Genomic DNA, 23,695 nt, shown 5'->3' with positions numbered 1-23,695 from the left:
TAGCGGCCTTTCCCGATTCAGCCCCCCTGATCCCGCTGCCGTGAGCTCGCTCGTATCCGAAATTGCGCGTCGTCGCACCTTTGCCATCATCTCCCACCCGGACGCCGGCAAGACCACCCTCACCGAAAAGCTGCTGTGGTTCGGTGGCGCGATCCAGGTCGCTGGCGAAGTCCGCGCGCGCAAGGCGGACCGGCACGCCACCTCCGACTGGATGGAACTCGAAAAGCAGCGCGGCATTTCCGTGACCTCGTCGGTGATGCAGTTCCCGTACCGCGCGCGGCCGGATGTGGAAGAGAACATCGTGAACCTGCTGGACACGCCGGGCCACGAGGACTTCTCGGAAGACACGTACCGGACGCTGACGGCGGTCGATTCCGCCGTGATGGTGATCGACTCGGTCAACGGCGTGGAAGCGCAGACGATCAAGCTGCTCAACGTGTGCCGGCTGCGCGATACGCCGATTCTCACGTTCATCAACAAGCTGGACCGCGAGGGCCGCTCGCCCATCGAACTGCTCGATGAAATCGAGGACGTGCTGAAAATCCAGTGCGCGCCGATGACGTGGCCGATCGGCATGGGCAAGGCGTTCCGCGGCGTGTATCACCTGATCGACGACAAGGTGCAGCTGTTCGACCCGCGCGGCGAGAAGGGGACGTCGGCGATCGTCGATGGCCTCGACAACCCGGAGCTCGATCGCGTGCTGGGCGATCAGGCCGAGGAGCTGCGGATCGAAGTGGAGCTCGTGCGGGGCGCCTCGCATACCTTCGACAAGGAAGCGTTCCTCGCCGGCAAGCAGACCCCCGTGTACTTCGGCTCCGCTATCAACAACTTCGGCGTGCAGTCACTGCTGGACGCACTGTGCGAGCTGTCCCCGCCGCCGCTCGCGCGCAATACCGAGTCGCGCGTCGTGGTACCCGAGGAGCAGAAATTCACGGGCTTCGTGTTCAAGATCCAGGCGAACATGGATCCGCGCCACCGTGACCGCATCGCGTTCGTGCGCGTCTGCTCCGGCCGTTTTGACCGCGGCATGAAGCTGCTGCACGTCTCGGCGGGCAAGACCGTGGCGATCAACAATGCCATCACCTTCATGGCGCAGGACCGCAACACGACCGAAGAAGCGTTCGCGGGCGACATCATCGGCGTGCCGAACCACGGTACGATCCGTCTCGGCGACGTGTTCACCGAGGGCGAAGGGCTCAAGTTCACGGGCATTCCGTCGTTCGCGCCGGAGTTCTTCCGCCGGGCGCGGCTGAACAACCCGCTCAAGGTCAAGCAGCTGCAGAAGGGTTTGCAGCAGCTGGCCGAAGAAGGCGCCACGCAGATGTTCCGGCCACTGGGGTCGAATGAACTCGTGCTGGGCGCGGTCGGTATCCTCCAGTTCGACGTGGTCGCGCACCGGCTCGAGCACGAGTACGGCGTGGACGCGATCTTCGAATCGCACGAGTGCGCCACGGCGCGCTGGCTCAAGGGCGATGCGGCCGAGATCGAGAAGCTGATCGACAAGGCTGGCCACAACGTCGCGCTCGATGGTGCCGGGGACCACGTCTATCTGGCGCCGAGCATGGTCAACCTGCGTCTGACGCAGGAACGTTTCCCGAACCTCCAGTTCCTCGAAACCCGGGAAATCGTCTGAATGTGGCGCGTCATGTATCGCCCTTGATACATGACGCCCGCCCCGGCGCGGGGCGGCTCGGATAAAATTGCGGACTTTGCCGGTGCGTCGCCTGTGCCGCTGGCCGCGCCTCCTCATCCATGTCCACCGCTGCCCCGCTTCCGGCCGATGCGCCGGAGTCCGTTTCCCGCGATCCCGCGTTCCGCCATTACTGGTTCGCGCGGCTATGCACCACCATCGCGTACCAGGTCGTCACCGTCGCGGTGGGCTGGCAGATGTACGACCTGACGCGCGATGCGTTCATGCTGGGGATGGTCGGCCTCGTGCAGTTCCTGCCATCGATCGCGCTAATCCTGATGTCGGGCCACGTGGCCGACCGGTTCGACCGGCGCGTGATCGTGCGGACCTGCCAGAGTCTTGAGGCCCTGCTCGCGATCGGCATGGCGGTGGCGAGCTTCACGGGTTGGATCAACCGTGATTTCATCTTCGTTTTCGTCGCGTTGATGGGCGCGTGCCGTGCCTTCGAGACGCCCACGCTGCAGGCGCTGCTGCCGAGCGTGGTGACGCCGCAGGCCTTGCCCCGCGCCGTGGCGCTCGCCAGCTCCGCGGCGCAGACCGCGATCATCATCGGTCCGGCCATGGGCGGGTTTGCCTATGTCGCGGGGCCCGGGGTGGTGTACGCGATCGCGGGCGTTCTGTTCGCGGTCGCCGCGGTGCTCGTGGCCTCGCTAAAACTGCGGCAGGTCGCCCCCCGTTCCACCGCGCCGGTATCGATCAAGACGCTGTTCGCGGGATTCTCGTACATTCGCAGCCATCCGATCCTGCTCGGCGCCGTGTCGCTCGACATGTTCGCGGTGCTGCTTGGCGGCGCTACCGCGCTGCTGCCTATCTACGCGCGCGACATCCTGCATACCGATGCGTGGGGGCTCGGCCTGCTGCGTTCGTCGCCCGCCATCGGCGCGCTCGTGATGGCGCTCTGGCTGTCGCGGCATCCGCTCAACCGTCGGGTCGGCCGCATCATGTTCGGCGCCGTGGCGCTGTTCGGTGCGGCGACGATGGTATTCGGCATCTCGAACTGGCTGCCGTTGTCGATGGGTGCGCTCGTCGTACTTGGCGCCTCCGACATGATCAGCGTGGTCGTGCGCCAGACCCTCGTGCAGCTCGACACGCCGGACGACATGCGAGGGCGTGTGGGCGCGGTCAACTCGGTGTTCATCGGCGCGTCGAACCAGCTTGGCGAATTTGAATCCGGCGTCACCGCCGCCTGGCTGGGGCCCGTCGGCGCGGTGTTGCTCGGGGGCATTGGCACCATCCTCGTGGTGGGCGCATGGATGCGGCTGTTCCCGGCGCTCGCTTCCCGCGACCGTCTGCACGAGCAGACCGGAACCGCTCGTTAGGCTGTCGCGCTGCGCTCGCACAGGAGCGCAGCTACGACCGCCCCGACGTGGGGACACCCTGACATGATGCGCTGACATGACCCTGTCACGCCGGAGCGTACCCGTTTCTGCGTGAATGCAGGATTTGCATGGGACACGTTTCCCGGCTTGTAACCCCTACGCACGACACGCGCGCGACATCCACGCGCGCGGCTCGTGGTGGCAGGCGTTCGCATGACGGGTCATGCACGCAGAAACGGGTACGCTCTGCGCAGGCGAAGTGCGCTGGCACGCCCTTCGCAACGGGGATCCGAGTTGAAATCCTCGGAGCTGCTTGCATGAATCTGACATTCCTCGATGCCGACAAGGTGGAGGCCGCCTGGGCCTACCTCGCGCAGTTCGCGATCCATCAAGGCCTCAACTGCCTCGCCGCGCTCGCGATTCTCGTGGGTGGATGGTGGCTCGCCGCGCGCGCCGCGCAGACCGTTCGCCGGACGTTTCAGCACACGCATGTCGACGACACGCTGCGCCCCATGCTGGCCAGCGTCGTGCAATGGATCGTGCGCGTCCTCACCATCGTGCTCGTGCTTTCGCAGTTCGGGGTGCAGACCGCGAGCATCATTGCCATGCTCGGCGCCGCGGGTCTCGCCATCGGCCTCGCACTCCAGGGAACGCTGCAGAACATCGCCGCGGGCATCATGCTCGTACTGCTTCGGCCGTTTCGCGTGGGACAGTACATCGACGCACAGGGCGTGGCCGGGACCGTGCGCGAAACCGGACTGTTCATGACCGAACTGACGACGTTCGATGGCGTTTGCCTGCGCGTGCCCAACAGCAAGATCTGGGGCAGCGCGATCACGAATTACAGCGAGAACCTCACGCGCCGGATGGATATCGAGGTCACGGTTACGTTCGACAGCGAGGTGGGACGCGGTCTCGAGGCCCTGCGGCAGATGCTGGCCGCCGAGCCGCGGCTGCTCGCCGATCCGAAGCCGGAGGTCATGGTCGTGCGCTATACGGACCGCGGTATCACACTCAACGCGCGGTACTGGACCTCGAACGACGACTTCTGGAACGTGCAATACGGGTTCTATGCGCGGCTCAAGGCAGTGCTGAACGCCGCGGGATGCGAGATCGCCGTACCGGTGCAGGAGGTGCGCGCGCCCGGGTTCGAGGAGCGGTTGCCGGAGCCGGCGCATGGGCATGGCAATGGCAATGGCAATGGCCGCGACCGGGTGCAGCGCTTCGATGGCGTGGCGCCGAGGAGCGCCAGCTAGCCAAAAATAAAAAAGGGGGCCAGCGCCCCCTGTTTCATGCGTCCTGCGTTGGATTCGAAGCCGGGGGCGTACCCGTTTCTGCGTGCGCGGGAGAGAAGCCGGCGCCCGCGCCCGCGGCGGGTTTCGCGTCCTGCGCGTCGCCGGAATGCGTGTCCGTCAGCCCGGCATCGAGCCGTGCGTCCATCGTGTCTTCATCGGCGAACAGGGAGCATGCGCCCATCTCCGCCGTGCCGACATGGCGCCGGAAGCCGCCGAACAGGTCTCGCCCCACGCCGTGGCGATTGCGCGAGAGGTCGGGGCGCTGCGCCTTGCGCGCGCGCCAGTCGGCCTCGTCCACCGTGACGGTAAGCACCCCCGCCGGCGCATCGACGCGCACGATGTCGCCGGTGCGGACGCGGCCGATCGCGCCGCCGTTCAGCGCTTCCGGGCATACGTGGATGGCTGCGGGCACCTTCCCCGACGCACCCGACATGCGTCCATCGGTCACCAGCGCCACGTGAAAGCCGCGGTCCTGTAGCAGCGTCAGCGTCGGCGTGAGCTTGTGCAGCTCGGGCATGCCGCAGGCGGCAGGACCCTGCCACGGTAGCACGGCCACGAAGTCGCGCTCGAGTTCGCCGCGCTTGAACGCGGCGAGGACGTCGTCCTGCGTGGGAAAAACGATCGCGGGCGCTTCGACGACCTGATGCTCGGGTTTGACGGCCGAGGTCTTGATCACGCAGCGACCGAGGGCGCCGTCGAGAACCTTGATGCCGCCATCGGGGGCGAAGGGTCGGTCGAAGGTGCGTACGATCGTGTCGTCGAGCGAGGTCTCCGGGCCATCGATCCACTGCACGCCGCCGTTCCGCACCACGGGTTCGCGTGTATAGGCGTCAAGGCCCTTGCCAACGATCGTCGTCACGTCGTCATGCAACAGGCCTTCGGCCAGCAGCCCGCGAATCACGAGCGCCAGGCCGCCGGCCGCCTGGAACTGATTCACGTCGGCCTTGCCGTTCGGATACACGCGCGCCAGCAGCGGCACCGCGGCGGACAGCTCGTCGAAGTCGTCCCACGTGAGCTGGATGCCGGCCACGCGGGCCATCGCGATCAAATGGAGCGTATGGTTGGTGGAGCCCCCCGTGGCCAGCAGGCCGACGATGCCGTTGACGAATGCGCGCTCGTCCAGCACATCCGCCACCGGCGTATAGCGCTCGGTGCCATGGACGATGCGCAGGGCCTGCCGCGCGGCTTCGCGCGTGAGCGCCTCGCGCAGCGGCGTGCCGGGGTTCACGAACGCGGTCCCCGGCAGATGCAGGCCCATGATCTCCATGAGCATCTGATTCGAGTTCGCCGTCCCGTAGAACGTGCAGGTCCCGGGGCCGTGGTAGGACTTCGTCTCGGCTTCCAGCAGACCCTTGCGGTCGATCTTGCCTTCCGCGAACAGCTGGCGGATGCGCGCCTTTTCCTCGTTGCCGATACCCGTCGTCATGGGTCCGGCGGGCACGAAGACCGCGGGCAGGTGGCCGAACGACAGCGCCCCCATCACCAGTCCGGGCACGATCTTGTCGCATACGCCAAGGTAGAGCGCGCCGTCGAACATCTGGTGCGACAGCGCGACGGCCGTGGACATCGCGATGACGTCGCGCGAGAACAGCGACAGGTCCATGCCGTCCTGCCCCTGGGTCACGCCGTCGCACATGGCCGGAGTGCCGCCCGCGAATTGCGCGGTGCCGCCGGCTTCAAGCGCGGCCTCCTTGATCCATTGTGGGAACGCGGCCAGCGGCTGGTGGGCCGAGAGCATGTCGTTGTAGGCGGACACGATGGCGAGGTTGGGGCGCTCCTGTGCCTTGAGGCGGATCTTGGCCTCGTCGGGCATCGCGGCCACCGCGTGCGCGAGATTGGTACACGAGAGATTCGCGCGTTCGACCTTCTGGCCGGCCATGGCGCGCGTGCGCGCGAGATAAGCCTGGCGCGTGGCGGCGCTGCGGGCCACGATGCGGGCCGTGACCCGTTCCAGCACGGGGTGTCGGGGCATTGTCGTTCTCCTGCGGGGCGGGAAGCTCTCAGCGTAGCCCAAAAGGGCTGTCGCGTAGTGTCGGTGAGCGGCTGACAATCGCACCGCAGATATGCGGAAAGACAATCTGCGCTGGGGCGTTTTGATTCAACGCAAAAGAAACGGGTGATAGCTGCCGAATACTGCGTTCGGGGTCGCGCCGCTTTCTATGAGGAGATTCGTCATGCTCACCCGACGCCTTTTTTGCATCCTGCCGCTGGCGGTTTCGGTCCTCGTCAGTTCACCCGCGTCCGCGAGCTACAACTTCCGGTCCGGCGCCATCTGCAACGGGTATACGGAAGTGGAAGGCCGAATCCTGCAGGTCATTGCCACCACCACGTATTCCGGGACGCAGGGGGTGTACCTCAAATACCGTTACGAATCGAGCCATTCGGCCTCGTACGGACGCGTCTATCCCCGCAGTTCGCAGGATTGGGCCTATAACCATATGGTGAGAATGGCTATGTTCCTGCAGGCGGTTGGTGGCAAGGCCAAGCTTTGCGTCAACCGCGATGACATCTACGCGATCGCGATGATGGATTGAACCCCGCCTGCGCAGAAACGGGTACGCTCCGCCCCACTGCCCAAGTGAAGGCGACTCACGTAACATGTCCGGAACTTCTGGCCGCTGTGCCGCACTCAGTCCATGCCACCAGCATGAGGCTGAGATAGGCGGCCCGCGGCGATAACCCCCGCAAGGAGTCCAGGGTGAGCTTGCCCGATTTCGATATGGTGCTGTTCGGCGGCACCGGTGACCTGGCACGGCGCAAGTTGCTGCCGGCCCTTTTCGATGCGCACCGCTGCGGCGGCATGCATGCATCGTCGCGCATCCTCGCGACCGGCAGCCATGCGCAGACGACGGAACAGTACATCGCCACGCTTGAGGAAACGGTCCGGCCGGCACTCGGACAGGCGAAGCCCGAGGACTGGGCCTCGTTCGTCGAGCGTATCTGTTATGTGCAGGCCGATGCACGCCAGCCAGCGAACTTCGACGCGCTCGCGGAGAAGGTGCATTCGCGCAACCCCGAAGTCGTCGTCTGTTACCTCGCCACCGCGCCGCATCTGTTCGTGCCGATCTGCGAGCAGCTCCATCGGACCAGGCTGACGACGCCCAACGTGCGGGTCGTCCTGGAGAAGCCGCTCGGCCACGATCTGGAGTCCAACGAAGCGATCAATGCCGCCGTCGCGCAGTTCTTCGCCGAGGATCAGATCTATCGTATCGACCACTACCTGGGGAAGGAGTCGGTCCAGAACCTGATGGCGATCCGCTTCGGCAACGCGCTGTTCGAGCCGCTGTGGCGCCGCGAGTGGGTGCAGGACGTGCAGATCACCATTGCCGAGGAACTCGGGGTGGAGACGCGCGGCGACTTCTACGACCGTACGGGCGCGCTGCGCGACATGGTCCAGAACCATCTGCTGCAGTTGCTGTGCATGGTCGCCATGGAGCCGCCGGCAAGCCTGTCCGAAGACGCCATCCGCGACGAGAAGATCAAGATCCTCAAGGCGCTCAAGCCCATCACACCGCAGGACGTGGCCGAGAAGACCGTGCGCGGGCAGTATCGCGAAGGCGCCATCGGCGGCAAGCCCGTGCCCGGTTATCTGCAGGAACAGGGCATCGCCCCCGACAGCCGCACGGAGACGTTCGTCGCCATCAAGGCGGAGATCGCCAACTGGCGGTGGGAGGGCGTGCCGTTCTACCTGCGCACGGGCAAGCGCATGCAGTCGCGGCTGGCCGAGATCGTGATTCATTTCCGCGACGTGCCGCACGCGATCTTCCCGAAGCCGCTCACGCTGTCCCCGCAGAACCGCCTCGTCATTCAGCTGCAGCCCGAGGAAAGCATTCGCCTGTATTTTCTTGCCAAGCAGCCCGGCGACACGCTCGAACTCACGCCGACTTCGCTCGACCTCGACTTCGCGCACTCGTTCAAGGTACGGCGCGCGGGCGCGTACGAGCGCCTGCTGCGCGACGTCATTCGCGGCCGTCTGGGTTTGTTCGTCCGCCGCGACGAACAGGTGCAGGCCTGGCGCTGGGTGGAGCCGATCATCGATACATGGGATGCGAGCACGGTCCCGCCAAAGCCCTATACGGCCGGGACCTGGGGGCCCGCGGCGTCTTCGGCGCTGATGTCGCGCGACGGCGCGCTCTGGCACGAAGAAGTCTGAATCCAACGGCGCAACCGGAGACCGCATGCGACAGTTCGAACATCCCACGTTGATGGATCAGGCGGAGTCGCTTGCGATCTCCGTCAGTCATGCGCTGGAACTGGTGATACAGGCCAAGGGCTGGGCGGTGCTCGCCGTGTCGGGCGGCAAGTCGCCGGTGCCGATGTTCGAGCGGCTGCGCTATCGGCCGATTCGCTGGGATGCGGTGACCGTGACGCTCGTGGACGAGCGCGCGGTGCCGCCGGACCACGCGGACAGCAACGGCGCGCTCGTGCGCAACACGCTGTTGCGTGAAGCCGCGGCGCTGGCCGCCTTCGTGCCGGCGATCGCCGATGCCGCCGAGGCAGTCCAGCCCGCGCGCGCGGTCGAGCGCCTCAACGCCGCGTACCAGCAGCCCGACGTGGTGGTGCTGGGCATGGGCGAGGATGGCCATACCGCATCGCTGTTTCCAGACGCCCCCGAACTACAGCTCGCGTTGAGCGAGCCACAGCCGGGCTACGTCGTCACGCATCCCGCGAGCGCGCCGCACGCGCGCGTGACGCTCAACCTCGCCGCGCTGCTCGCGGCCGAGCGCACGTTCCTCGCGATCGCGGGCGAGAAGAAGGGCGCGGTTCTCGCGCAGGCGCTCGAAGGCCCCACACCATCGCTGCCCGTGAGTCTCGTGCTCGCGCGGCATCGCCACGGCGTGGACATTTTCCGAACCTGAAGATGCCCCGATGACGCGCCCCTCGTCACATCACGACTCATATCCACGCCTGCTTGCCGATGTCGGCGGCACCAACGTGCGCTTCGCGCTGGAGACCGCGCCCGCGCGCATCGGCCCCGTCACCGCGCTGAAGGTGGCCGACTATCCGTCGCTGGAGGATGCCACCCGGCATTATCTCGATGGCCTGCCCGGCGCCGCGGTCGCGCGGCCCCGTCACGCGGCAATCGGACTGGCCAACCCCGTTACCGGCGACCACGTCAAGCTGACCAATCACAACTGGTCGTTCTCGATCGAGGACATGCGCCGGGCGCTCGGGCTGGACACGCTCGTCGCGATCAACGATTTCACGTCGCTGGCGCTGGCGTTGCCCTATCTGCCCGACAGCGAACTCGTGCGCGTGCGGGCCGGTACGGCGGTAGCCACCGCGCCGCGCGCGCTCATCGGTCCGGGCACGGGTCTGGGCGTGTCCGGCCTCATTCCGGCCCCAGGCGGTGGTGCTGTCGCACTGGCGGGGGAGGGCGGCCACATCGAGATCATGCCGGCGACCGACGACGAATGGGTCGCCTGGCGCGCGGCCCACGCCACGCATGGACGCGTGTCCGCGGAGCGGCTGCTGTCCGGCATGGGCCTGTCCGAAACCCATGCCGCGCTCGCCGCAGAAACGGGTACGCTTTTGCTCGCGCCGCTGTCGCCGGCGCAGGTCACGGAAGGTGCGGTGAAGCGTGGCGACCCGCTGTGCCAGCGCGCGTTTCGTGTGTTCTGCGGCCTGCTCGGATCGGTGGCGGCCGACGTCGCCCTCGTATTGGGCGCGCGCGGTGGCGTCTATATCGGCGGCGGCATCGTGCCGCGCTTCGTGGACGCGTTCGCGCAATCGCCCTTCGCCGAGCGCTTTGCGGCCAAGGGGCGCATGGGTGCGTACCTCGCCGACATTCCTGTCTACGTGATCTCGTCCGAGTATCCGGCGCTGCCGGGGCTCGCCCACGCGCTGGCGGACCGGCTCGAAGGCGGCATGCGCCGCGATGTGTCCCGGCGTTCCTGAAAGTCCTGAATCATGCGTGTACTGCTGGTGGAAGACGACGCCATGATCGGCGAGAGCGTGAAGGTCGCGCTGCGTCAGGAGGGCTTTACGCTGGACTGGGTGCGTGACGGCGAGTCCGGTCTCGATGCCGCATCGGGGCAGGGCGCCGAGGGCGGCCACTACGACCTCGTGCTCCTCGACCTGGGCCTGCCGCGCAAGTCGGGGCTCGAGGTCCTGCGCGCGCTGCGGGCCCGCAACAACCGTACGCCTGTGCTGATCCTGACCGCGCGCGACGCGGTGGCGGACCGCGTGGCCGGGCTCAACGCAGGGGCCGACGATTACCTCGTCAAACCGTTCGATCTGCAGGAGCTTGCCGCGCGCATGCACGCGCTCGCGCGCCGCGCGGAAGGCCGGGCCGAACCCGTGTTGCGCTATGGCGAGATCGTGGTCAATCCGTCGACGCGCGAAGTCACGCAGGCGGGCGAGGCCGTCAAGCTGTCCGCGCGCGAGTTCGCGCTGCTGTCCGCGCTGATGGCGCGTCCGGGCAAGGTATGGTCCGTCGCGCAACTGCAGGAACGCCTGTACGGCTGGGACGACGAGGTCGGCAGCAATACGGTCGAGGTCTATATCCACGCGCTGCGCAAGAAATTCGGCGCCGCGCTGATCCGCAATATCCGGGGGGTCGGCTATCTGATGCCGCAACTCGACGAAGGCAGCGCGGACTGATGCGATCGATCCAGAGAACCTTGCTGTGGTGGCTGGCGGCGGGCCTGCTGGCGGGCATCGCTATCGCCACCGTGCTCATTTACGGGCAGGCGCGACAAGAAGCCAACGCGCTGTTCGACTACCAGATGAAACAGGTGGCCGCAGCGTTGCCGAGCCAGTTCAGCAATCCCGTCGCGCCGCCGTTCGACGCGTCCGACGGCACGGGCGCGGACCTGCTGCATGGGGACGAGGATGTGGTCATCCATATCTGGGATGGCTCGGGACGCAGCCTGTACCTCTCGCACGCGCATCCGGCGCTGCCGCCGCGCGCGGAATTGGGGTTCTCGAACGTGCGGACGGATCAGGGCGAATGGCGCATCTACAGCGTGCAGCTGGGCCCGGCGGTCGTGCAGATCGCGCAGCCGCTGAGCGCGCGGCGCACGCTGGCGGCGCATATGGCGCTGCGCACGGTGGCGCCGCTGTTGTTGCTGCTGCCGCTGCTTGGCTGGCTGGTCTGGCTCGCCGTGGGGCGCGGGCTGCGGCCACTGCGTCAGATCGCGAGCGAGGTGCGCACGCGCGATGCCAATACGCTGACACCCCTCGCGCTCGGGCCGATGCCCGACGAGATCGCGCCGGTGGCCACCGCGCTCAACCAGCTGCTCGCGCGGCTCTCGCATGCGATCGACACGCAGCGCGCCTTCGTGGCCGATGCCGCGCACGCGCTGCGGACGCCGCTGACGGCCCTGCAATTGCAGGCGCAGCTCGTGGAGCGCGCGGATACCGCCGAATCGCGGCAGCAGGCGGTCGGACAACTGCGGGCAGGGCTCGAGCGGCTCACGCATCTGGTGGCGCAGCTCCTCACGCTCGCGCGGCAGGAGCCCAACGCCTCCGCACCCGTGCACGATGCCGTCGATCTGCGCGCGCTGGCCGGGCGAGTCGTTGCGGAGATGTCGCAGGCGGCCATCGATCGCGAAGTGGACCTTGGGCTCGAAGCCGCCGACGATGTGGTCGCGAACGTGCAGGGCGACGCCGATGCGCTGCGCATCCTGCTGACCAACCTCGTGGACAATGCGCTGCATTACGTGCCGCGGGGCAGCCGTGTCGATGTGCGCGTCTGCCGTGCCGGGGAGGCTGGCGCCGGCGTGGGGTATATCGATCTGGTGGTGCAGGACAACGGTCCCGGCATTCCCGAGGCCGAGCGGACGCGCGTGCTGGACCGCTTTTACCGGCTGCCCGACGCGCCCACCGGCGGCAGCGGGCTTGGCCTGTCGATTGTCGCGGAGATCGCGCAGCGGCACGGCGCGGGCGTGACGCTCGAGGACGCCGCGCCCGGCCTGCGGGTGCGGATTCGCTTCCCGCTGCCGCGCGCAGCCTGAAACAACCCGGCGCTCAGTTGACGGGGGCCACCAGTGGCTCGCCGGCGAAATGGCAGCGCGCGTTCTCGATGAATTGCTGGATCGACGCGTTGATGGCCTCGGGAGACCAACCTGCCATGTGCGGCGTCAGCACGACGTTCGGGCAATCGAACAGTTCCACCGGCGGCGCCGGTTCGCTTTCGTAGACGTCCAGCCCTGCTCCGCCGACTTCGCCGGCCTGCAGCGCATCGGCCAGCGCCGAGGTATCCACCACGCTGCCACGCGCGATGTTGACGAGGTATCCCCGCGGGCCGAGCGCGCGCAGGATCTCCGTGTTCACGAGGTGACGCGTTTCGGCACCGCCAGGCGTGGCGATGATGAGGTAATCCGCCCATTCGGCGAGCGCCTTCACATTATCGAAGTAACGATAGGGGGCATCCGCGCGCGGTTTGCGGTTGTGATACCCGACCTCGCAATCGAACGCGGCGCCGCGCTGCGCGATGCGGCGGCCGATCGTGCCGAGGCCGATGATGCCGAGCTTCTTGCCCGAGACGTTCGGCGGCAGCGGCAGCGCGTTGCGCCAGATCCCGTCGCGGGTGGCGCGGTCGAGCGCGGGCACGCGCCGCACGGTCGCCAGCAGCAGCGCCATCGCATGGTCCGCCACGCAGCTGTCGTTGGTCCCGGCACCATTGCCGACCGCGATGCCGCGCGTGCGCGCATGCGCGATGTCGATGTTCTCGTAGCCCGCACCCAATGCGCAGACGAGCTCGAGCTCCGGCATCGCGTCGATCTCGTCGGCCGTGAGACCCGTCGTGCCATTGGTCAGCACCGCGCGGAAGGTCGGTCCGTGCGTGGCGACCTCCGCGACGCGGCCGGCGGTGGTAGGGGCGTAGCGGATCGCGTAGTGCTCGCCGATGCGGGCGAGGTGCTCGGAATCCAGCTGGATGAGGATCAACAGGGCGGGCTTCATGAGGGCAGGGGCGGGGCGATGGGAAGGGAAACTGACGCGCCATTCTAGCCCCCCGAAGACGTTGGCGCTTGCCGGACGCGCGCCCGCCGCTCGATTATCGAACCGCTTCGGTCGCGCGGCCGGGGCACGCAGAAACGGGTACGCTCTACCCGCCGCGCGGCCTCGCGCACGATATTGTGCTCACGCAGAAACGGGTACGCTTTGACGATGGCGCCGCCACGCGTGAAGCGCTACGCTTGCGTGCATGTCCTTGGAGCCCCTGCCTTCCATGCCGCCCACGCCGGCCGCGCCACCATCCGCCAACGCCCGCTGGCGCTGGCTGCCCGCGCCCGGAAGCTGGCGGTACCACTTGCTGCTCGGTGCGGCCGGCATGCTCGTGCTCGGCCCGCTCGGCAGCGTGGCGGCGGCATACATGAACTTCTCGCTGGGCTTCTTCGTCGGCGGACAGGTGCTCGCCGGCATCCTCGGTTCCGTGGTGACGGTGGGGTATGGCGCATCGGGGCGCCACGGCGCGAACTATATCCAGACCGCGGCGGCGTCGGTCGCGGGCATGGGTGGCATGGCGGTGATCATCCAGGCCATGGGGTGGATGGGACTCGCCGAGCCCCCGCTGTGGCAACTGGTCGCCTACATGCTGTGCATCGGCATGTACGGCGTCGGCGTCGGCATGCTGTACACGCCGTTGCTCGTGGATCGCATGCAGCTGACGTTTCCGTCCGGGCTGGCGGTGGCGAATATCCTCCGGGCGCTGACCGACCCCGCGCTGCTGCGGCATTCGATAACGCGGCTCGCGGGCGGCATGGGGCTGGGCGTGATGGCCGGCATCGGCGCGTCGCGTATCGCGTTTCTCGGCGCCATCGACCTGTCGGCGTCAACGTTCGGCGTGGGCATGATCGTGGGCGCGCGCATCGGCCTGGCGGCACTCGCGGGCGGACTTGCCGGCTGGCTGCTCACGCCTTACTTCGTGTCGATCGGATGGCTCGCACCGGGCGACCCGTACCGCAAGATCACGTTCCTGATCGCGCTCGGCATGATCATGGGCGCAGCCGCGGTCGACGTCGCGATGCTGGTGGCGCGCCTGGGGCGCGCGTCGCCGCGCGTGCGTGGGAAGGCGGCGCATGCGGCCGCCCGAACGTCGCCGTCGCTCCTGTGGGTCGTGCCGTGGGTCGTCTTCTGGGGCATCGCCGTGGTGGTCGCTGGCATGGTGTGGTTCGGCCAGCCGCCCGGCTATCAGCTGCTGGCCGTGCTGCTGGTGCTTCTGTTCGCGCTCGTCAACGGCATTTCGGTCGGCATGGTCGACCAGAACCCGATCTCGTCGGCGTTCGTGCTCACCGTGATTCTGATGGCCGCCATGGGCCTGCACCAGCCGCATGTGGGGCTGATCGCGGCGACGGTGCTGCTCGTCTCGACATCCGTGGCCTCCGACATGCAGCAGGACCGATCCACCGGCTGGCGGCTGGGCACGGACCGCGTGGTCCAGTTCGGCTATCAGGTCGCCGGCATCGTGGTCGGGGCGCTGCTCGCGGTCTGGCTCGCGCGGCTCTTCATGAGCGCGTATCCGGTGCTGAGTCTCGATCAGACCGTATTGCCCGCGGATCAGCAACCCGCGCGCTGGACCTCGGCCATGACGTACAAGATCGTGGGCGCGCTGCGGAGCATGACCGAGGATCGCCCTTACCAGCGTCTGGCCGTGTGGATCGGTGTCGCGATCGGGCTGGTCACGGAGATCCTGCGCAAGGCGATACGCGCGTCGGCGCGATGGCAGCGGTTCGTCGCCACGCGGCGCGCGGGGAAGGTGAGCGACTTTCTGCTCGATGCGGCGATCCTGCCTTCACCGTATGCGTCGTCGTTCGGTGGCTTCGTCAATTTGCTCGCAGCGGCATGGATGGCGGCGGGCGGTGTGCTCGCGAGTCTCGTGGACCATCGCAAGACAGAACGGAATGCCGACGGAGCGCTGCCCGAGGACATGACCACCACTTCGCTGATCGGTGGCGGCCTGATCGCCGGCGACGCGCTGGCCGCGCTGGCGATCGGGCTGGCAGGACTGGCCGCCACGTTAGGTGGCTAGCGGGGCGATTGAATAATCAGACCTCTTTCGTCATGCCCTTGAAGTCGATCCATTGCGCGAACTGTTCCTCGGTCACATGGCCCGACGCGATCGCCGCTTCGCGCAGCGACAGGTTCTTTTTCACCGCGAGCTTGGCGATTTCGGCTGCCTTGTCGTAGCCGATGTGCGGGTTCAGCGCCGTCACCGTCATCAGCGATCGTTCAAGCAGTTCCTGGATGCGCGCGCGATCGGGCTCGACGCCTTCAACCATATGCTCGGCGAAGCTGGCGGCCGCATCGGCAAGCAGCGTGACCGACTGCAGCAGGCTGTAGATGATCACCGGCTTGTACGCGTTGAGTTCGAGCGTGCCGAGGCCGTTCGCGAACGTCACCGTCGTGTGGTTGCCGATGACGCGGCAACACACCATCGCAAGGGCTTCGGCCTGCGTCGGATTGACCTTGCCTGGCATGATGGACGAGCCGGGCTCGTTCGCGGGCAGGATCAGTTCGGCGAAGCCCGCGCGCGGGCCCGAACCCAGCAGCATGAAGTCCTTCGCGATCTTGAGGAACGACGAGGCCGTGGTATTGAGCGCGCCGGAGAGGTCGGCCAGCGCGTCGTGCGCGGCCTGCAGCGCGTAGCGGTTCGGCGCCGGTTCGAACGGCAGGCCGGTGTAGCCCGCGAGCGCGCGTGCGAACGCCGCGGCAAAGCCATCCGGCGAATTGAGGCCGGTGCCCACCGCGGTGCCACCTTGCGCCACCGGCATCGCGCGCAGCATGGCCTGCTGCAGGCGCGACTGCGCATCGGCCACCTGCGTCATGTAGCCCGAGAATTCCTGGCCGAGCGTCAGCGGCACGGCATCCTGCAAATGGGTACGGCCCACCTTGACGATATCGGAGAACGCCTCGACCTTGCGTGCAAACGTCTGCTGCAGCAGTTCCAGCGCCGGCAGCAGCTTCTGCTGGATCGCGCGCGTCGCGGCGATATGCATCGCCGTCGGAAAGCTGTCGTTGGACGACTGGCTGGCGTTGACGTGGTCGTTCGGATGCACGGGCTTCTTGCTGCCGACCTCGCCGCCGAGCAACTGGATCGCGCGATTGGCGATGACCTCGTTGAGGTTCATGTTCGTCTGCGTACCCGAGCCGGTCTGCCAGACGGAGAGTGGAAACTCGTCCGGCCACTTGCCGCCGATGACTTCCTCCGCGGCGCGCTCGATCGCGTCGGCGAGTTCCGGCTTGAGGACGCCGAGCTCGCGATTGGCCCGCGCGGCGCAGAGCTTGAGGATCGCGAAGGCCTCGATTAGCGACGGCGGCATCTTCTCGATGCCGATGCGGAAGTTCTGGCGCGAGCGCTCGGTCTGCGCCCCCCACAGGTGATCGGCCGGGACGGGAACATCTCCCAGGCTGTCTTTCTCGATGCGGGTAGACGTCTGCGTGGACGAGGACGTGTCGGACATGAACGGACTCCTGATTCAAGAGAAGGGGCGACAGAGCCCTCTAGAATATCCGCGTTGCCCAACGATCGTCGTGAAACGCGCCGATGCCCCTTCCGCCTTCATGCGCATTGCGTGCGGGGCCCATCGGCGTGTCATGCAGGTGTCGTTCTCAGGCGGTCATCTTGAGGCAGGCGTCCATGCATGCCGCGCAGGCCTTCGCGCACTCCTGGCAATGCCAACTGTCGTGATGTTCGCACTCTTCCTTGCACCACTTGCAGACCTCGGCGCAATCTTCGCAGACGAGCGCCGCGAATTCGCTGTTGCGCAGCATGTACGAGGAGGCCAGCGCGCAGATGCCCGCGCAGTCCATATCGAGCGCGATGCAGCGGGTCATCTTGCGCACGTCGGGCTCTTCCAGACACGCCGCGGCGCATTTGAGACAAGCGGCCGCGCACGCGTTGCAAGCTTCGATGCATGCCGCATAGCGACTGAAGCTTTCCTGCACTGAAGGTCGGATCATCAGACTTCTCCTTGGGGGTGACTGGTCGTCCGGGCAGGCAGCGTCGCCGGACGGCCTGCTTTCACAATAGCAGCCGGGGTGCCATTGCGCCGCGTGACGCGCGGGCCGGCGCTACAATGACGCACCGCCGTACGCATGAGACGGCGCACGCGCTCGAAGCGACGCCCACGTTTGAAATCGTGGACGTTCGGCGATTGTTAGATGGGTTTGGCGCGAGTCAGCCGCAGATAGGGACAGTTACCATGGGTGAAGCAAAGCGGCGAGGGACGCCCGAAGAGCGGGCGCAACAGGCACAGGCGCGTGTGGACGCGCTGCGCCCGCAGCAATTGGTGTGCGGCGCGTGCAAGACGGCATTCAAGGACTTCGAAGCGCTCGAAGCGCCGGGACTGCGTGGCATCGACGCGATCTTCGGTGGGCAATGTCCGAACTGCGGCAACGACGTGCTCGTGTTCAAGGGCGAGTCGAAGGCCGTGGCCGAGGCGATGCTGGCCTACGAGAAGATGATGGGCGAGGGGACCAAGCTGGGTTACCAGCATGCCGACGGTACGCATGTCGCGTTCGACGCGACGGCACCCCAGGCATCGGACGCTTCGGACAAGTCAACTCCGCACTGACGGTTGAAGGCGGAGTTTACGGGGGCCAGCTTTCGGCGCTGAAAGTCCGGCGGCGCCCTAGATTTCCGCCTCGAGCAACTCCGGCGGGCCGATCTCGTATCGGCCGCGACCCTGCGTCTTGGCGCGATAGAGCAGGACATCCGCGCCGCGCATCAGCGCGTCTTCCGTCGTCATGCCGCCCTGAAATAACGCGATGCCGATGCTGACGTCGACATCGGCGGGCACACCGTCGAAGTGGAAGCCGCGCGCCACCGCGTTCAGGATCGACTCCGCCACCCCGCGCGCGCTGGCGGCGCTGTCGATATTCTCCAGGATCACCGCGAATTCGTCGCCGCCCAGCCGCGCGACCACATCGGCGTCACGCACGCAGCGCCGTAGCCGCAGCGCGAATGCCTGCAACAACATGTCGCCCACCGCATGCCCATGCTGGTCGTTGACGGCCTTGAAGCGATCCATGTCGAGGAACAGTAGCGCCATGAGCCGGCCATCCTCGCGGCTACGTGCCATCGCCGCGTGCAGATGCGACTCGAAGGCGCTGCGGTTGAACAGCTGCGTCAGATGGTCGGTCTGGGACATGCGCGACAGCCGCAATGTCTCCAGCTTGCGCTGCGTGATGTCCTGCGCGTGGATGTGCACGCCAACGACCTGTTTTCCGTCCTCGCTCCATTCGGGGCGGTACGTCATCTCCATCCAATGCGGTTCGGGGTCTTCGTACTCGGCATCGAAGCTGACGATATGGCCGGCGAGCGCGCGCTGCAGGTGCGGCCTGGCGCGCGCATAACGTGCCTCGCCGAGCAGCTCGCGCACGGTCTTGCCCCGAATTTTTCCCAGCGGCATGCCAAACGCGCGTTCGTAGGCGATGTTGTTGAAGACGTAACGTTCGTCCGTGTCGATGAATGCAAGCAAAGCGGGCAACGTATCGGTGACCGCGCGCAGCCGCCGCTCGCTGCGCGCGAGCAGCATGCCGCGCTGCCGCACGTCGCGCATCAGCCGGACGAATGCGCGCGTGACGTCTCCGATCTCGTCCCGGTGCGGGCGGAGCGGCAGTTGCTCGAACGCGGAAGCGTCGCCGGCGCTGTCGCGCACCACCTGATGCAGACGCGACAGCGGCGCGAGCATTCGCCGGATCACGAGCCACAGCAGCGCGGCCACGACCACCAGTGCGAGACCCGACATCAGCACGAAGCGTTGCTGCATTTGCTTCAGCGGCGCGAACGCTTCCCTGGCCGGCAGCACGGTCACGAGTTCCCAGCCGGTGGTGGCCATGAGATAACGCGCGATGACGGGTCGCGTCGGCGTCAGGAATTCGAGCCAGGACGTGTTGTCGTCCACGCCACACGTATCCCCCACCGCGCGCGCCGGTTGCTGGCGCTGCGTGGCATCGGGGTGCTGGACGTAGACCGGATCGGGACCCGAGGACACGAGGCAGTAGAACCCCGTGTTGCCGAGCCGCACGTGCGAGAGCTCGACCAGAAAGTTCGAGCTCGACAGATCGAGCCAGCCGCCCGCCACGCCAAGAAACGCACTGGTGTCCGACAGGACCGGTACCACGACGAGGACGCCCATGGCGCCAGACACGCGCGCGCGTATCGGCGCCGTGACGACCGGCGACAGCGTGCGGGCGGCTTCACGGAAGTAGCTGCGGTCGGACACCTCCACCGGCACGTTCGGGGCCGTGAGCAGCCGGCCGCTGGCGTCGGCCACCATGAGCGCGTTGAAGGCGGTGGGAATCGGGATCGAGCGCTGCAGCGTCTCGAGCAGCTTGGCGCCTACCTCGGCGACGGGCCGCGTGGCACTGGCCGCAAGGTTGTCGCGTAACTGCGGCGCCAGGTGGCTGAGCAGCAGAATGCGGTCGTCCATGGCGGTGTCGAGCTGGTCGGCCGTAAGCTTGACGATGGAGTCCTGCTGGTTCTGAAGCGCGTCGCGCAGGTCGCGATGGGCGTAATAGAGCGAGCCGAGAACGATCCCAGCTCCGAAGACGGCAACGAGCGCCGCCGTGACCAGTGCGATTCGCGCTTTGAGCGAAGGCAAGAAACGAGGCATATGGAACGGTAGCACGCTGCATGCGACGCAGTCAGCCGGAGGAAGCACGGTTTGACAGGCGTTTGACGGACCTTTGACAAGTCCCGCTATGGGGGTCTCCTCGCGGTGTGGCGCGAATGTGACCTGTGTGCGGCGTGGCACTGTCAGCGTTTAAGGCGGCAAGGTATAGTGCGCCGTCCCGTCGGGTCCCCGGCTGCCGCCGGATCGTCGCACCCGTCGCTCTTATCTGTCCTGCCATGAAATTGCCGTTCCTATCGCCTGGGTTGCTCGCGCTGCTGGTCGCAGCGGGAGGCGCCTTGCTGACGGCGGGGGCATGGCAGCAGGCCAAACGGCTCGAGCATCAGGTGGCTCAACAGGATGCGGCGGCGCTGCTCGATCGCACGGCCGACGCGATTCGTGCACGGCTGGAAGAAAACGAACGCCTGTTGCGCGGCGCGGCGGCCCTGATCGCGGCGGATCCCGCCACGACACGCGCGCAGTGGCGCGGCTATGTCTATACGGCGCAATTCGACGAACTGCCGCCGGGCACCCTGTCGATCGGCTACGTGAAGCTTGTCACGGCCGACCAGGCACCGGCGCTTATCGAAACGATACGCGGCGAAGGCCTCGGCGACTTCGAGATCCATCCCGCGGGCGAACGTCCGTTGTACGCCCCCATCGTCTATGTGGAGCCGTTCGCCGGCCGCAATGCGCGCGCCGTCGGGTACGACATGCTCAGCGACCCCACGCGGCGCGCCGCCATGGAGACCGCGCGCGATACAGGGCACGCCACGCTGACGAAGGGGCTTGAACTCGTGCGGGAAGTCGAGGCGCAGACCCATCAGCGCGGCGCCGTGCTGTACGTGCCCGTGTTCCCCGCCGGCATGCCCGCCGCCACGCGCGACGAACGCCGCGCAGCGGTGAGCGGCTACGTGTATGCCACGCTGCGCCTGGGCGATCTGATGCGGGGTGTGAGCGGCGCCGCGGCCGGCGACCTCGTGCTGACACTGTATGAAGGCAACACCCGCACATCGACGAACCTGCTGTCTGGCGACGGTGCCGATGGCGAGCGCCGCGCCGACGGCCGCAAGCCGATGGTCGAAGCGGACCGGCTGCTGCACTTCGGCGGCGTCATGTGGACATTGCACGCGGCCACGCGTCCGGCCTTCGAGGCCACCCATCGCAGCCAGGCCGGCATGCGCGCGCTTGGGCTGGGCGCGCTGGCGACGGCGGCGATGGCGTGGCTGGCGGGCTGGCTTGCGCGGCAACGTCGCGACGCCCGGCAGCTCGCGGAGCGCGCGCGCGAAGCCAGCGTTGAAGAAAACGATCGGCTGCGCCGGTCGCTGACGCAGGCCGAACTCGAAGCGGCGACGGCCGCCGCGCGCTATGTCCGGCTGCTCGACCACGCCGCCTTCTGCGTGATTACGTTCGACGAAGCCGGCATGATCACCAGCATCAACCGCGCGGGTCTGCGCATGCTCTGGTACACGGAGGCCGAACTTGTCAGCCGCATGCCATACGCCAGTCTTTACGATCCCGACGAACTGGCGGCGCGTGCGCGCGACCTGTCGCAGGATCTCGGCACGCTGGTAGCGCCGGGACTGCCCGCGCTGGTGGCAAAGCCGCGGTTGGGCCTGGCGGACGAACGCGAGACGACTTACCTGCGCAAGGGCAGCTCCCGGCTGCCAGTGCATGTGACGGTGACCGCGATGTCCGATGCGCGTCCCGGCGACGGCGGTTATCTGGCGATCGCGCACGACCTGACCGAGCGCCGGCGCGTGGACGAATACATCCGCCATCTCGCGCAGCACGACGCGCTGACCGGCCTGCCCAATCGCACGGAACTGCACGACCGGACCGAGATGCTGTTGCAGGACGCACGGCGCAAGGGCAACCGCGTGGCGCTGCTGCTGCTGGACCTCGATCACTTCAAGCACATCAACGAATCGCTGGGCCATCCGGTCGGCGACGATGTCCTGCGCACGATCGCGGACCGCATTCGCGGCGCGGTCCGGCCGCGCGACGTGGTGGCGCGCATGGGCGGCGACGAGTTCGCCGTCGTGCTAGGCGACCTTCGCCACGACAGCGAGGCCGAACTCGCCGCGTCGAAGATCCTCGCGCGCGTTTCCGAGGAACTTCAGCTCGCCGGACAGGCGCTGCGCGTCACGCCATCGCTCGGCATGGCCATCTATCCGGACGACGGCGACTCGCTGACGGACCTGCTCAAGTCGGCCGACTCGGCGATGTACGCGGCGAAACAGGGCGGCCGGGCGCAGTTGCGCCGCTTCGCCAGCGAGATGGCGGAAGCCTCCCTCACGCGATTCACGATCGAGGCGCTATTGCGGCGCGCGCTGGCCGAGCACGAGTTTTACCTGCGATACCAGCCCATCGTCGATGTCGGCACGCGCCACGTCATTGGCGTGGAAGCCCTCGTGGGGTGGGAAACGCCGGAGCGCGGCATCATGCAGCCCGCGGAATTCATCCCGATTGCCGAGCAATGCGGCCTGATCGGCCAGCTCGGCGAATGGATCCTTGCGACCGCCTGCCGCGATATCCAGATGCTGCGCAACGAGCTGCATCGCGAAATCGACGTCGCGGTCAACATCTCGCCGTTGCAACTGCGCCAGCCGGGCTTCCCGGAGACGGTCATGCATTGCCTCGATGCCGCGGGCCTGCCGCCGGACTGCCTCACCATCGAAGTGACCGAGGGCATTCTCGTCGAAGGCGGCGATACGACGATCGATACGTTCCGCCAGATTCGCGATCTCGGCGTGGGCCTGTCGATCGACGACTTCGGCACGGGCTACTCGGGACTCGGCTACCTCACGCGTCTTCCCATCAGCAAGCTCAAGATCGACAAATCGTTTGTCGATGACGTGGCATCGCCGGGCCACGATCGCGCGGTCGCGGCGGCCATCATCACACTGGGGCATCAGCTGCAGTTGCAGGTGGTGGCGGAAGGCGTGGAGTCGCAGGCGCAGTTCGATGTGCTGCGTCATGACGGATGCGACGCGGTGCAGGGCTTCCTGTTCTGCCCGCCCGTCACGCTCTCGCGCCTGCACGACATCCTGTCGTCGGGACTCGAAGTGCCGATGCGGGACGTGGCGCCCGCGCGCATCTGACCGCGTCCGACACGACGCAGAAACGGGTACGCTGGCCCAATAAAAAACGGCATGGACCATGATCCATGCCGTATCCGATGAGGGGAGAGCCGGCCGTTCAGGTCTGGCTCGGTATCAGCGTGTGGCTGCCTTCGGGGTTATGCAGGCGCCGATACAGTTCGTCGATGCGGGACCGGCTGCTCGCGAGTTCCTCGCGGCCCATTTCGGTCAGCAGGTAGACCCGGCCGATGCCGTCGCGCAAGACGCTCTCCAGGTATCCCTCCATCTGCAACGCTCGCAATAGCGGTCGCACGCTGCCGATATCCACCTGGAAGCCGTACTCGACGAGCATTTCGGCGAGCATGGCGACGGTGGCGGGCACCTCCAGGGCAAATTGCATCACATAGACGCGGGCCAGCAGGCCAAGAAACTGTCTTTTCATTTCGGAGGCAACGCAGAACTGGGGATGGCGGTTGACGCCGGCAGTTTACGCCGGATTACAAAGCAACGCGCGCGAAACCCGCCCCATGGCGCGGCCCCCGTCGCGTACGATACTCCATTCCCGCTTTGCACAAAAAAAGAAGCCGCCAGGAGGGCCCTGGCGGCTTGTCGGGAATGCGTCGGAGGGGTCAATTAACTCTGGCGCAGAACAGAGTTTAAAGGAATCGAATACGCGATGTCACGTCTTGTGGTAGCGACCCCTCCATTTGGGGGGTGTCATGTCGGGTGAAGTGATGTGCCGACCGCA

Annotated in this window: 18 protein-coding genes; 12 read left to right on the top strand and 6 right to left on the bottom strand. The window is 67.0% G+C overall.

All coding sequences use genetic code 11. The annotated features are described in order from the left end of the window. Window positions 1-40 precede the first annotated feature (40 nt). From KHP16_RS19775 to KHP16_RS19765, 3 genes are all read left to right on the top strand, one after another. A complete protein-coding gene (locus KHP16_RS19775) occupies window positions 41-1,633 on the top strand; it encodes a peptide chain release factor 3 (RefSeq protein ID WP_109584762.1) in 1,593 nt (530 codons plus the stop codon). Window positions 1,634-1,752: 119 nt separating this feature from the next. Then, complete coding sequence (locus KHP16_RS19770) at window positions 1,753-3,009, top strand: MFS transporter (RefSeq protein WP_211960948.1); 1,257 nt, start codon at window positions 1,753-1,755, stop codon at window positions 3,007-3,009. A 317-nt stretch (window positions 3,010-3,326) separates the two neighbouring features. Next, window positions 3,327-4,265, top strand: coding sequence for a mechanosensitive ion channel family protein (locus KHP16_RS19765; protein ID WP_211960947.1), 939 nt, complete (start codon window positions 3,327-3,329; stop codon window positions 4,263-4,265). Window positions 4,266-4,299: 34 nt separating this feature from the next. Here the strand turns inward: KHP16_RS19765 and edd are convergent, their stop codons facing one another. Beyond that, window positions 4,300-6,276 (bottom strand): phosphogluconate dehydratase, encoded by a 1,977-nt coding sequence (gene edd / locus KHP16_RS19760; RefSeq protein WP_211960946.1) that lies wholly within the window; start codon window positions 6,274-6,276, stop codon window positions 4,300-4,302. A gap of 202 nt (window positions 6,277-6,478) precedes the next feature. Here edd and KHP16_RS19755 point away from each other — a divergent pair, with 202 nt between their 5' ends. The 6 genes from KHP16_RS19755 (at window position 6,479) to KHP16_RS19730 (ending at window position 12,262) form a co-directional block, all read left to right on the top strand. Continuing rightward, the gene (locus tag KHP16_RS19755; RefSeq protein WP_109584758.1) at window positions 6,479-6,838 is read left to right on the top strand and encodes a hypothetical protein; all 360 of its coding nucleotides are present in this window, start codon (window positions 6,479-6,481) and stop codon (window positions 6,836-6,838) included. A gap of 170 nt (window positions 6,839-7,008) precedes the next feature. Then, entirely contained in the window at window positions 7,009-8,457 is a 1,449-nt protein-coding gene (zwf, locus tag KHP16_RS19750; protein WP_244214836.1) for a glucose-6-phosphate dehydrogenase, read from the top strand. A gap of 25 nt (window positions 8,458-8,482) precedes the next feature. Next, window positions 8,483-9,163, top strand: a complete 681-nt coding sequence (gene pgl, locus KHP16_RS19745) for a 6-phosphogluconolactonase (RefSeq protein WP_109584756.1) — start codon at window positions 8,483-8,485, stop codon at window positions 9,161-9,163. A gap of 10 nt (window positions 9,164-9,173) precedes the next feature. Further along, the gene (locus KHP16_RS19740; protein WP_109584755.1) at window positions 9,174-10,202 is read left to right on the top strand and encodes a glucokinase; all 1,029 of its coding nucleotides are present in this window, start codon (window positions 9,174-9,176) and stop codon (window positions 10,200-10,202) included. Between the two features lie 12 nt (window positions 10,203-10,214). After that, the gene (locus KHP16_RS19735) at window positions 10,215-10,907 is read left to right on the top strand and encodes a response regulator transcription factor (RefSeq protein WP_109584754.1); all 693 of its coding nucleotides are present in this window, start codon (window positions 10,215-10,217) and stop codon (window positions 10,905-10,907) included. Next, window positions 10,907-12,262: a sensor histidine kinase gene (locus KHP16_RS19730; RefSeq protein WP_211960945.1), complete on the top strand. Its 1,356-nt coding sequence runs from the start codon at window positions 10,907-10,909 to the stop codon at window positions 12,260-12,262. Before KHP16_RS19735 ends, KHP16_RS19730 begins: the two co-directional genes overlap by 1 nt. Before the next feature lie 13 nt (window positions 12,263-12,275). Here KHP16_RS19730 and KHP16_RS19725 read toward each other — a convergent pair whose 3' ends face one another. Further along, window positions 12,276-13,211: a 2-hydroxyacid dehydrogenase gene (locus KHP16_RS19725; protein WP_109584752.1), complete on the bottom strand. Its 936-nt coding sequence runs from the start codon at window positions 13,209-13,211 to the stop codon at window positions 12,276-12,278. A gap of 268 nt (window positions 13,212-13,479) precedes the next feature. Here KHP16_RS19725 and KHP16_RS19720 point away from each other — a divergent pair, with 268 nt between their 5' ends. After that, window positions 13,480-15,279, top strand: a complete 1,800-nt coding sequence (locus KHP16_RS19720) for an OPT/YSL family transporter (RefSeq protein WP_211960944.1) — start codon at window positions 13,480-13,482, stop codon at window positions 15,277-15,279. A gap of 16 nt (window positions 15,280-15,295) precedes the next feature. Here the strand turns inward: KHP16_RS19720 and fumC are convergent, their stop codons facing one another. Together fumC and KHP16_RS19710 are read right to left on the bottom strand one after the other, a co-directional pair. Beyond that, a complete protein-coding gene (gene fumC, locus KHP16_RS19715; RefSeq protein WP_109584750.1) occupies window positions 15,296-16,711 on the bottom strand; it encodes a class II fumarate hydratase in 1,416 nt (471 codons plus the stop codon). A 148-nt stretch (window positions 16,712-16,859) separates the two neighbouring features. Beyond that, window positions 16,860-17,210, bottom strand: coding sequence for a four-helix bundle copper-binding protein (locus tag KHP16_RS19710; RefSeq protein WP_109584749.1), 351 nt, complete (start codon window positions 17,208-17,210; stop codon window positions 16,860-16,862). A 242-nt stretch (window positions 17,211-17,452) separates the two neighbouring features. Here KHP16_RS19710 and KHP16_RS19705 point away from each other — a divergent pair, with 242 nt between their 5' ends. Next, a complete protein-coding gene (locus KHP16_RS19705; protein WP_109584748.1) occupies window positions 17,453-17,824 on the top strand; it encodes a hypothetical protein in 372 nt (123 codons plus the stop codon). Window positions 17,825-17,881: 57 nt separating this feature from the next. On the opposite strand, the gene KHP16_RS19700 is transcribed toward KHP16_RS19705, so the two are convergent. After that, complete coding sequence (locus KHP16_RS19700; protein WP_211960943.1) at window positions 17,882-19,867, bottom strand: diguanylate cyclase domain-containing protein; 1,986 nt, start codon at window positions 19,865-19,867, stop codon at window positions 17,882-17,884. Between the two features lie 236 nt (window positions 19,868-20,103). Between KHP16_RS19700 and KHP16_RS19695 the strand changes: the two genes are divergently transcribed. Then, complete coding sequence (locus KHP16_RS19695; RefSeq protein ID WP_211960942.1) at window positions 20,104-22,968, top strand: bifunctional diguanylate cyclase/phosphodiesterase; 2,865 nt, start codon at window positions 20,104-20,106, stop codon at window positions 22,966-22,968. 97 nt (window positions 22,969-23,065) lie between these two features. Here the strand turns inward: KHP16_RS19695 and KHP16_RS19690 are convergent, their stop codons facing one another. Continuing rightward, complete coding sequence (locus KHP16_RS19690; protein ID WP_115954916.1) at window positions 23,066-23,389, bottom strand: PadR family transcriptional regulator; 324 nt, start codon at window positions 23,387-23,389, stop codon at window positions 23,066-23,068. Window positions 23,390-23,695 lie beyond the last annotated feature (306 nt).

Origin of the sequence: Cupriavidus plantarum (assembly GCF_905397285.1) — a bacterium.
Taxonomy (GTDB): domain Bacteria; phylum Pseudomonadota; class Gammaproteobacteria; order Burkholderiales; family Burkholderiaceae; genus Cupriavidus; species Cupriavidus plantarum.
The sequence above is the reverse complement of the archived record's forward strand: the minus strand, read 5'-3'. Positions and strand labels throughout refer to the sequence as shown.